The 10,626-nt window shown below is 43.5% G+C and carries 9 protein-coding genes; 4 read left to right on the top strand and 5 right to left on the bottom strand.

Annotated features, from left to right (window positions below):
* The 5 genes from dnaX to B3R91_RS06545 form a co-directional block, all read right to left on the bottom strand.
* On the bottom strand, positions 1-1,532 hold a 1,532-nt coding region (gene dnaX / locus B3R91_RS06565), incomplete at its 3' end, for a DNA polymerase III subunit gamma/tau (RefSeq protein WP_286796915.1).
* A gap of 116 nt (positions 1,533-1,648) precedes the next feature.
* Positions 1,649-3,055, bottom strand: coding sequence for a hypothetical protein (locus B3R91_RS06560; RefSeq protein WP_286796914.1), 1,407 nt, complete (start codon positions 3,053-3,055; stop codon positions 1,649-1,651).
* 99 nt (positions 3,056-3,154) lie between these two features.
* Positions 3,155-4,693, bottom strand: coding sequence for a lysine--tRNA ligase (lysS, locus tag B3R91_RS06555; RefSeq protein WP_286796913.1), 1,539 nt, complete (start codon positions 4,691-4,693; stop codon positions 3,155-3,157).
* Between the two features lie 321 nt (positions 4,694-5,014).
* Positions 5,015-6,106 carry a peptide chain release factor 1 gene (gene prfA, locus B3R91_RS06550; RefSeq protein WP_286796912.1) on the bottom strand — a complete coding sequence of 364 codons (1,092 nt, stop codon included), beginning with the start codon at positions 6,104-6,106 and terminating at the stop codon, positions 5,015-5,017.
* A gap of 264 nt (positions 6,107-6,370) precedes the next feature.
* A complete protein-coding gene (locus B3R91_RS06545) occupies positions 6,371-7,516 on the bottom strand; it encodes a beta-ketoacyl-ACP synthase III (RefSeq protein ID WP_286796911.1) in 1,146 nt (381 codons plus the stop codon).
* Positions 7,517-7,806: 290 nt separating this feature from the next.
* Between B3R91_RS06545 and pnuC the strand changes: the two genes are divergently transcribed.
* From pnuC to B3R91_RS06525, 4 genes are all read left to right on the top strand, one after another.
* Entirely contained in the window at positions 7,807-8,568 is a 762-nt protein-coding gene (gene pnuC / locus B3R91_RS06540) for a nicotinamide riboside transporter PnuC (protein WP_286796910.1), read from the top strand.
* Positions 8,519-9,106 (top strand): AAA family ATPase, encoded by a 588-nt coding sequence (locus B3R91_RS06535; RefSeq protein ID WP_068405309.1) that lies wholly within the window; start codon positions 8,519-8,521, stop codon positions 9,104-9,106. The genes pnuC and B3R91_RS06535 overlap by 50 nt, the downstream gene beginning before the upstream one ends.
* A gap of 86 nt (positions 9,107-9,192) precedes the next feature.
* On the top strand, positions 9,193-10,101 hold the full coding sequence (locus tag B3R91_RS06530) for a DMT family transporter (RefSeq protein ID WP_193032017.1): 909 nt from the start codon (positions 9,193-9,195) through the stop codon (positions 10,099-10,101).
* Between the two features lie 136 nt (positions 10,102-10,237).
* Positions 10,238-10,609, top strand: a complete 372-nt coding sequence (locus tag B3R91_RS06525; RefSeq protein WP_068405303.1) for an MliC family protein — start codon at positions 10,238-10,240, stop codon at positions 10,607-10,609.
* The last annotated feature ends 17 nt before the right edge of the window (positions 10,610-10,626 follow it).

Below are 10,626 nucleotides of genomic sequence, written 5' to 3'. Positions count from 1 at the left end.
TCAGGCTCAACGGCAGGCTCAGAGATAACATTGCTGCTTAATAAATCCAATCCTTCATCATTACCGTAGCTATTATATTGGTCAAATTCAGCATCATCATAACTTGTGTTGTATGGCTCAATCTCATTTTGACTTGAGGTCTGATAATCAGCATCGTAGTCTGGTAATGACGGGATGGATTCCACTGCTGGCTCTAACTGTGGTTCTGGCTGCGATTCTAATAGCGCTTCTACTACTGTTGAGGTTTGCTCTAATGAAGGCGCTATATTTTCATCTGTATTTAAAAACGTATTGGTATCCGATGCTTCGATAGTACCTGAATCTAGTGAAGCAGTATTAGTTTCTATCGAGCCTGTAGAAACAGATGATACAGAGCTAGATGCTCTAGGGTCAGAAGATATGGTAGTGTCTGGTACGTTTGCTAAAATCTCATCGACGGGTAAAGGTCGAAACGCCAATAGACGTAAAATACACATCTCAAGCGCCTGCATCGGTGTACTAGCCAGCTTTACGCCTTCACGCGCTTGGACGACGATTTCGTAATATAGCTGTAAAACGTCAGGACTCATGTGCTGCGCAAGCTGATTAATCTGCTGCGCTTGTGCTTCGTTTACGTTAAGCGCAACCTCAGGCAGCAGTTGCGTCAATGCCAATTGATGTAACAGCTCAGCCAAGCCGTCAAACATGCTAGTGGCATCGACCATTTGCGCCCGCATTTGCTCGATATGTGTGGCGACTGCTGATTTATCATGATTATAAATATCTGTAATTAAACGCACCAAGTCAGCGGCATCAATTAAGCCAAGCATGGCATTAACTGTTACATCATCGAGCGCGCCTTGTCCAAATGCAATCGCTTGATCGGTCAGCGATAACGCATCACGCACCGAGCCTTTAGCAGCACTGGCCAATTGCCAAAGCGCAGGCTGAGTATAATCCACCTGCTCTTGATTTAAGATATTGGCTAGATGCTCACTAAGCAGACTTTGCGATAAAGGACGCAACACAAACTGCAAACAGCGCGAGATAATCGTGATGGGCAGCTTTTGTGGGTCGGTGGTGGCTAGTAAGAATTTTACATGCTCAGGTGGCTCTTCCAAGGTTTTGAGCAGCGCATTAAAGCTGTGTGTCGACAGCATATGCACCTCATCAATCAGGTATACCTTGTAGCGACCTTGGCTTGGCGCATATGGCACATTATCAAGTAGCTCGCGAGTATCTTCAACTTTGGTACGCGAGGCCGCATCAATCTCGATTAAATCAATAAACCGTCCTTGATCAATCGCCACGCAGTTATCACAGACACCACATGGCGTGCTAGTGATACCCGTCTCACAGTTTAAACATTTAGACAAAATACGCGCAATAGTGGTCTTACCGACACCGCGCGTACCCGTAAATAAGTAAGCATGGTGCAGACGATTATAATCAATCGCATTAATCAGTGCTTGTGAGACGTGCGATTGCCCAATCAACTCGTGAAAGTTTTTTGGACGATATTTGCGCGCTAAAACTTGATATTGCTGCGTCATAATAAATGCCAATGTGAGTAATGATATAAATAAAGCTTCAAATCAGCGATTTAGCTTAAAACTAACTATCAAAGTAGGTATTGAAACCAAACGTCGAAACTGGGTTCTAGCACAAGTTAGGATTGCGCCCGTAACTCAGCCAATTGCTCATACAAACGCTGGGTATTGGCATCGATAAGCGAGCCTTGCTGATGAAAGGCGTCAAGATGAACTTCGGTATTTACGCTGTCGTCACAGGGTCTGACATCGACACCGATTAAAAACAGATCTTGCATGACTGGCTGCTGCATTTGCGCGTTGAGCTCAAATAATAAGTCTTGATGACCGGCACGCACTTTGTCCGCACTTAATGAGCTGTTGTCATCTTGCGCATAAAAAATCAGCAGATAATGACGGCCAAAGATATTATAAGAGTGCTCATGGCGCACGTAGCCATTCCAGCGTGAATCTTGGTCAATCGTTCTATGCGCCAAGATTTTCTCTACCAAACAAGCATAGGTGTACATGGACTCATCGACCAAAATATCAACCTGCTCTTTTGGCAATGGCGTACCCACGTCATAACACGCTCTGACCAAGCTATTAAACAGCTTGTACCACATGCGCGTGTTCTTTTGAATCTCTGCCATCAACGCTTGAGCAAACTCTGCCTTCTCAGGCTCTGCCGCTTTTAGCAATCGTGGTTCAATCTCTGCTATCAAATTATGGCTGACCAGTTGTTTTTGAACCTCAATCGCTCTTTGGTGAAAATCTGGCGACTGTAAAAACTGAGCAAGTAAGGTTGATTCGTCTTGAAACGCTTCAAATCCTGCAAGCTTACGGCGATGAAAGTCTAGAAATGCCGTCAAATCACTGGGCGTTACCAATTGCTTGAGTATCTCAGTGAAATTCTGATAGCTAAAGACTTGCAAGACGCTTTCTTCATCGTCCAAATCTAACACACAGTCTTCTGCAAAAAACTGACTACCATATTCATAGCCAACCGCATATGAGGCGGTTTCTACAGGTTTACTCTGTTGGCTATTACGATAACTATTCTGATAGCGGTTTTGATAAAGGTTTTGAGCATTGTTCTTTTCAGCATTTATCTCAGCCATCTCTTGATGCTGTACCGAAAGTGCGGTCAAACCAATAAAATAAATCGCCTTGTCTACTGTTTGCCTTTGGCCAGATGCCAACTTATTTTTAGACTGGTTTTTAGAATCGTTTTGATAGGCAAGCGCCTGATCATTCTTAAGATACAACTGAGCGTGTTGCTTAATCAGCTGATTGACAACGTCTTTTCTCCACATACGCACCTGAGTGCTATCGATATCCTGTCTATCAGCCTGTATCGTCACATCATTGACGATAAGGTAGACCACAGCATTAGAAAACTCAAAGACAAAATCATACCCCTGAAGATATTCAGAGGCAGTGATTTTGTCTGGAGTTAAATCGTACAAAGATAAAAAGTTTTGCTGAATCATCTGCTGCCAAATCGACGCTGGTACTTGCTGAGTGTCCATAACATCCCTATCCATAAGGTCTCATAAAACACTTGAGACCATTCCGTTAAAAGTACAAAAAGCCTTCTTATGTTCAGTTTAGTCCCAGCGTCGATTTATGGCAAGTAAAGCAGTCTAGCTTTCGAACTTGCGGCGCATATGTGGGAATAAAATTACATCGCGAATACTGGCCGAGTCAGTAAATAGCATCACTAAACGATCGATACCGATACCCTCACCTGCAGTCGGCGGTAAACCATAAGACAAGGCTTCGATATATTCTTCATCAAAATGCATCGCTTCATCATCGCCAGCGTCTTTTTCAGCGACTTGGCCATGGAAACGCTCAGCTTGATCGGCAGGGTCATTGAGCTCACTAAAGCCATTTGCCAGTTCACGACCACCGATAAATAGCTCAAAGCGATCGGTAATGTCAGGATTGTCATCGCTACGGCGTGCCAGCGGTGAAGTTTCAGCTGGGTATTCGGTGATAAAAGTCGGCTGACGTAACTGATGCTCAGCGGTTTCTTCAAAGATAATGGTCTGCAATTTACCCACGCCAAAGACATCTTTGACTTGTTGTTTAAGCGTCGTTGAAGCATATTCTGCAAGATACTCACGGTCGTTGATACGCGATATATCGAAGTTTTCGGCATATTTAGCGATGGCATCAGACATCGACAAGCGGATAAATGGGGCTTTTAAGCTAATCGCCTCGCCTTGATAAGTCAGCTCCGTGGTGCCCAAAATATCCATCGCCAACTCATTGAACAATCGCTCGGTCAAATCCATCAAGTCATGATAATCGGCATATGCCTGATAAAACTCAATCATGGTAAATTCAGGATTATGACGGGTAGATACGCCTTCATTACGAAAACTGCGGTTAATCTCAAATACCTTTTCAAAGCCACCAACCACTAGGCGTTTTAGATACAGCTCAGGCGCGATACGCAGATATAACGGCATATCTAAGGCGTTATGATGGGTCACAAACGGACGCGCAACCGCGCCACCTGGGATAGGATGCATCATCGGCGTTTCAACTTCCATAAAACGCTCATTTAGCATAAATTTGCGAATACCGCTTATAACCTGACTGCGAATCACAAAGGTATCGCGCGTGGTCTCATTGGTCATCAAATCAAGATGACGATTGCGATAGCGTGCTTCGACATCGGCCAAGCCATGGAACTTATTTGGCATCGGACGTAGGGCTTTGGTCAATAGAGTCAACGCTTCGATATGGACATATAAGTCGCCTTTGCCAGAACGACCGATATAACCAGATACCCCAACGATATCGCCCAAATCTAGCGATTTAATCATCGCTAGCGTCTCTGGGTCTAGCTGTTTGCGTGCCACATATAACTGAATACGACCGGTCATATCTTGAATCACGATAAACGCGCCGCGGTTTAGCATCACGCGACCGGCTACATTTACTTGAGTTTTTTCACCATTGGCAATTTTATCTTCGATTTCTTGCTTTGAGATACCATCAAAAGCGGTTTGTAAATCCTGAGCATAGTCCGTGCGCTTAAAGGTATTCGGATAAGGCTGCTTACCTGACGCCTTGATGTCATCCAGCTTGGTTTGCAGTTGAGCAATCAGCTCGTTGGCGTCTTCTGGGGCTTGCTCTTGACTCGGATTTTGATTGTTGTGCTTTGACATAATACTCTCAAAATTATTAGATAATTAAAGGAATAAACGAAGTAAAATTAAAATAAGACGTTCAAATAAAACTTATTTTTAATATGAAAAAATAGCAAAATCTTTCTAATTTTTGGCGTCCAGCTTAGGGCGTGTCCTCATTTTAAAAATGGTGATAAAAATGAGATAAATTGCCGTCAAACGAGGAAAATAGCGCAAATAATATCGAGATATTAATCAGCTATTTAACGATGTTTGACAAAATTTAGCCATTTTTAGCCCATTTAGATACAAGCGCTTGAATTGAGGACACGCCCTAGCTAACTTAGCCAGTTTGTGCTTTTAATCACCGCCGCCGATACTGGCCATCAAGTCTGCTTGATGCTCACGCAGCAGCGCATCAAGGATTTCGTCTAAGTCGCCTTCCATAATCGAATCAAGTTTGTATAACGTCAAATTGATTCGATGGTCGGTCATACGACCTTGTGGGAAATTATAGGTACGAATACGCTCTGAACGATCGCCACTACCGACCAAATCGCGACGTATTGAGTCCGCCACATCAACCTGTGCTTGTACTTTTGCTTGCTGAATTTTGGACACCAGCATTTTCATCGCATGAGCACGGTTTTTATGCTGACTGCGTTCTTGTTGACACTCTACCACGGTACCCGTTGGAATGTGGGTCAAACGTACCGCAGAGTCGGTGGTGTTAACGTGCTGACCACCGGCGCCGCTTGAGCGAAAGGTATCCATTTTAATATCAGCAGGATTGATATCGACGCTATCATCAATCTCAACCTCTGGCATAACGGCAACCGTACACGCTGAAGTATGGACACGACCTTGGCTCTCGGTTTCAGGTACACGCTGGACGCGGTGCGCGCCCGACTCAAACTTTAAACGACCATAAACGCTATTGCCCGACACACGAGTAATGATTTCTTTATAACCGCCATGTTCGCCCTCATTGGCTGATAAAATCTCTACCGTCCAGCCTTGGTTCTGGGCATATTTTTGATACATACGGAACAAATCTCCCGAGAAAATCGCTGCTTCATCACCGCCTGTCCCCGCTCGAATTTCCAAAAACGCTGGCACTTTATCATTGGGGTCTTTTGGCAACATCATGACGTTAAGCGCTTCTTCCATCTCAGCAATGGTCTTACTCGCACTGTCAATCTCATCCTGCATCATCTCTTTCATTTCAGGGTCTGATGATTCCGCAAGCATCGCCTCTGCATCCGCTTGATCCGTCTCTGCCCGCACATAGTTCTGCCATAACGTCGTGATCTCCATCAAGTCACTATGCTCAACGGACAATTCACGGAATTTATTATTATCGATGATGACACTCGGGTCGGATAATAAGGCGGTGACCTCTTCATAACGGTCTACCATCTGGTCTAAACGCAGGCGTAAGGATTCTTTCATAAAAGGACTTTTTTAAAATGAGTAAAATAAGAGAGTGATTATAGCAAATTTTTGCGCTTAATTTAAAACCTCTCAGCAATCTTGCCATTATATTCGCAAACTGCTCAATTTATACGCGATTACACCCATATACCAACCTTCAATTCTGCTTGCTATAGCTATAAAAAGGCATCACGAAACAAAAAAACAAACGGCGAGCATAAAAAAAATAGCTAAGAATTCTCTTAGCTATTTTTATGGTTAAAACAGAGCTTCTATTAACTATTAAACCTTACGAACCAGTACCGAACCAATCGAGTAACCGGCGCCAAATGAGCAAATCACACCCAAATCACCAGAGTTTAGCTGATCCTTGTAGCGATGGAAGACAATCATTGGACTTGCTGAACTGGTATTGGCAAACTCATCAATGACACTTGGTACAATCGCTTTATCTGCTTCTTTACCGATAACGGTACGCAAGATTAAATCCAGCATATTGGCATTGGCCTGATGTAGCCACATCATTTTGACATCGCTGGCTTGCAGATTGTTTTCATGCAAATGCTCAGTAATAATCTCAGAAACCTTTGGACAGACTTCACGGAATACTTTACGACCGTTTTGTAAAAACAGTTTGTCAGTGACCGGCTCTTTGATATCGGGGTACATCTCAGTCTGTGCCGCCAAGAACTCAGAGCGATCCATAAAGCCGTATTCGTTTTTGATATTGGTCGAAAACTGAGTGAATAACTTGGCGTTTAGAATCTCGTAGCCTTTTGGCGTATCAAGCTCTTCTACGATGCAAGCTGTTGCAACGTCACCAAAAATAAAGTGGCTGTCACGGTTGCGCCAGTTTAGATGCGCTGAAGTAATCTCAACGTTCACAACCGCAACGCGTTTGGCAAGACCCGAAACGATAGAACCATGTGCTTGTGATAGACCAAAAGTTGCGGCACTACAAGCAACGTTCATATCATAAGCAAAGCCACCAATCATACCAATCTCATTTTGAATCTCGATAGAGACCGCAGGATAAGTACGCTGGAAGTTTGAGCACGCAAGAATAATACCGTCTAAATCATTGGCCTCGAGACCTGCATCAGCGAGCGCATCTTTTAATGCAGCAGCGCCCATTTCTGCCATGATAGACAGCTCTTCGCCCAAATTACGATAGGCAATGACAGGTGCCATAATTTCAGGATCTAAGATACCGTCTTTCTCCATCACATAACGTGATTTGATGCCCGATACTTTTTCGATAAAGGCCGCTGATGAGTGCTCTAGCGCCGTAACTGTGCCAGCTTCAATCGCGTCAGCATGTTTGGCATTGTAATTATCAACATACTGGTTAAATGACTCTACTAACTCTTCATTACTAATGCTATAAGGGGGGATATATAGGCCAGTGCCTGTGATACAAGTCGTCATGATACGCTTCCTTGTCTACTACGATGGTGCTTGCAATAAGCATAAAAGTGGAGAAAAACAACAGTCGTCTAATTCTCGGTGAATAACTGTAAACTTAAAATAAGTGCCTTTATTATGCCTGAATAATATAATTTTTCTAATACTTTGTTACAAATAATCCGCTTCTTAATGAGAATAAGTAAAGATTGGCTTCATTTGTCGACAGCTGCGCTATAATTGCTGTGAATTATCATCATCTGGTTGCAACTTGTTTGTTAACTCTCGCTTTACTTTTTAATTTTGGAATAGCAATGGCGGAACTCTTAAACTGGTTATTTGGGCAGTATGCTGACTACTCAACCCTATTTATTGCCTTAGAATTGATTGCGGTCATATTTGGGGTCAGTAGCGTCTTACTTGCCAGCAAAACCAATATTTTGGTTTTTCCTATTGGATTGGTCAGCACCGCTATTTTTGTCTATCTACTTTGGAAATGGCAACTGTTCGGCGATATGTTTATCAACGCCTACTACAGTATCATGAGTATTTATGGATGGATAAATTGGACGCAAAATAAGCACAATACAGACATCAAAAAGCATCATGACCATATAAATCCAACCAGCCAGCAGCAAGATGCACACACCTATAATGCGGACGCTCACTCTGCCATTGACGTTGAGCATTTAAACAAAAAAGACCTCCCTATTCTCACTGTACTGGCGGCAGCGACCGTCGCCTTTGTCGCTCTGGTCTATTATTTTAGACCTGTTATCAATAATAACTTTAGCTTTGATGGCGCGGTATTGGGCTTGCACTTATTTACCTGGGTCGATTACACCGACATGCTGACCACCGCGCTGTTTTTAATGGCAATGTGGCTGATGGCGCGGCGTAAAATCGAACACTGGCTACTTTGGATTATTGCTGATGCGATTTCCGTGCCGCTGTATTTTTATAAAGGTCTAACCTTTACCGCGCTACAGTACGTAGTCTTCACTCTCATCGCAATCTGGGCATACTATGAATGGCAACGACGCTACCGCTTACAATCTCACGCAGCATACGCCTAAATCGGTCTTTAATGTCGCGATATTAGGGGCAGAAAGCACCGGCAAGACCACGTTATGCCGCGATTTGGCTGCGCATTTTGGCAGTCCGTGGGTACCAGAATATATGCGCACTTACCTGCAAGCAAAATGGGATAACGAGCAACTGACTTGCACGTGGGATGATTTACTACCTATCGCGCAAGGTCAAATTGACTTAGAAAATAAACTTGCCAAACAAGCCGCGCAATTGCCTGATAATAACCGTTATTTATTCTGTGATACCAGTTTATTTGAGCTGATGGTGTATGCCAACTGGTATTACGGCGACTGTCCTAAAGCGCTTACTCAAGCGGCATTAACGCACCATTACGATTTGATACTCTTGACCGAAGTGGATATCCCGTGGGTCGCCGATGATTTGCGTGATAGCCCGCATCAGCGTGAAGATATCAGTGCTTACTTTGCCAGTCAGTTAACTTTGCATAATAAAGATTTTCAACGCATCGGTGGCGATAGAGTGCAACGGGTGCAACAAGTGGCTAAATGGCTAAATGGCTAAATGGCTAAATGGCTAAATGGCTAAAAAGAATAGAAAAATAACCCCAAATCTTAGGCAAAAACCTATCGTGCCTGTAGGAATTATTTTTGAAAGCTGCCCTATTTACGATGATCGCTTTAATAGCCTTTGCCGCCAATTCTTTGCTTTGTAGAATGGCATTGGCAGACGGCGCAATTGATGCCTGGAATTTTACCGTTATCCGCTTGCTTAGCGCTGCCGCGTGCCTTGGTCTTATCATGCTGCTGCAAGCGTATTTTTTAAGAAGAAACCGTTTAAGAAGAAATACTTCAAAACAGACTGGCAATACTGATAAGACCGTTTTACAAGACACAGGCGATTGGTTTAGTAGTCTTTGCTTAGTCATATATGCGCTATGTTTTTCAGTGGCTTATCAAGCGCTTGATACAGGGACGGGGGCACTTATTTTATTTGCTGCCGTGCAGCTTACGATGATCGGTTGGGGCATCTATCATAAAGAACCATTAACTCGCCTACAGTGGACAGCACTTTTGATCGCATTGATAGGTTTTATGTACTTGATGCTGCCATCAGCTAGCACGCCTTCCTTGTCGGCGGCGCTTATAATGGCAATAAGCGGTAGCGCTTGGGGTATCTATAGCATACGTGGTAAAAGCTGCGTTTCGCCGCTCAGAACGACGGGCTTTAATTTTATACGAAGTCTAATTGCAGTGCCGATATTGGCATTAATCGGTCTGGGTTATTTAAATGATATCAGCATGACAGGTGTCATATTGTCAGTCGCATCGGGTGCTATCGCTTCTGGTATCGGTTACAGTATCTGGTATAGGGCGATGCCACTCTTAAAAACGACCCAATCAGCGGTGGTGCAACTTTGTGTACCAGTACTTGCTGCTCTACTCGGTATGATATTTTTGTCAGAGAAATTGACCTTAGATTTTATTATCGCAAGCGTAGTGATATTAGGCGCAGTGTTGGTCTTCATTTTAAACAAAGGACAAGCAAGACCTTACTGACTAGATCGTGCAGTGATAAAGCCGCCAGCTGATGTTACTCGCCAAAGTACGAACCACAACACGAAATTACATTTTTTATTGTATGATACGCCCTTAACGTAACAAATAAAATTCACATTAATTTTTGAGGACTATTATGAAAAAATTATTCGCTGTTGCCCCTTTTGCCGTACTACTCGCTGCTTGTGCGACCAGCGCGCCGACCACCACAACGCCACCAGCCAATACTCAACCAGTAACTCAATCATTTACTTGTGAAGACGACGGTCAAATCACTGCTGCGTATACTGCAAACGGTGAAGCTGCCAACCTAAACGTTACTTTACCAAAAGTTGGCTTAGACAACGCTAAAGTTAGCATGAAACAAGCCGTTTCAGGTTCTGGCGCTCGCTATGTCAACGATGTGAACCCACAGACCACTTACGATTGGCACACCAAAGCAGATTACGGCATCATGACCATCAAAACAGACAAAGGTCAAGAATACCAAGTTAATTGCCAACTATAGTCAATCCTACTTAAAAA

It is taken from the genome of Psychrobacter sp. UBA6291, assembly GCF_002439405.1.
In the GTDB taxonomy this organism is placed as follows: Bacteria; Pseudomonadota; Gammaproteobacteria; order Pseudomonadales; family Moraxellaceae; genus Psychrobacter; species Psychrobacter faecalis.
This window is presented reverse-complemented; position numbering and strand designations above follow the sequence as displayed.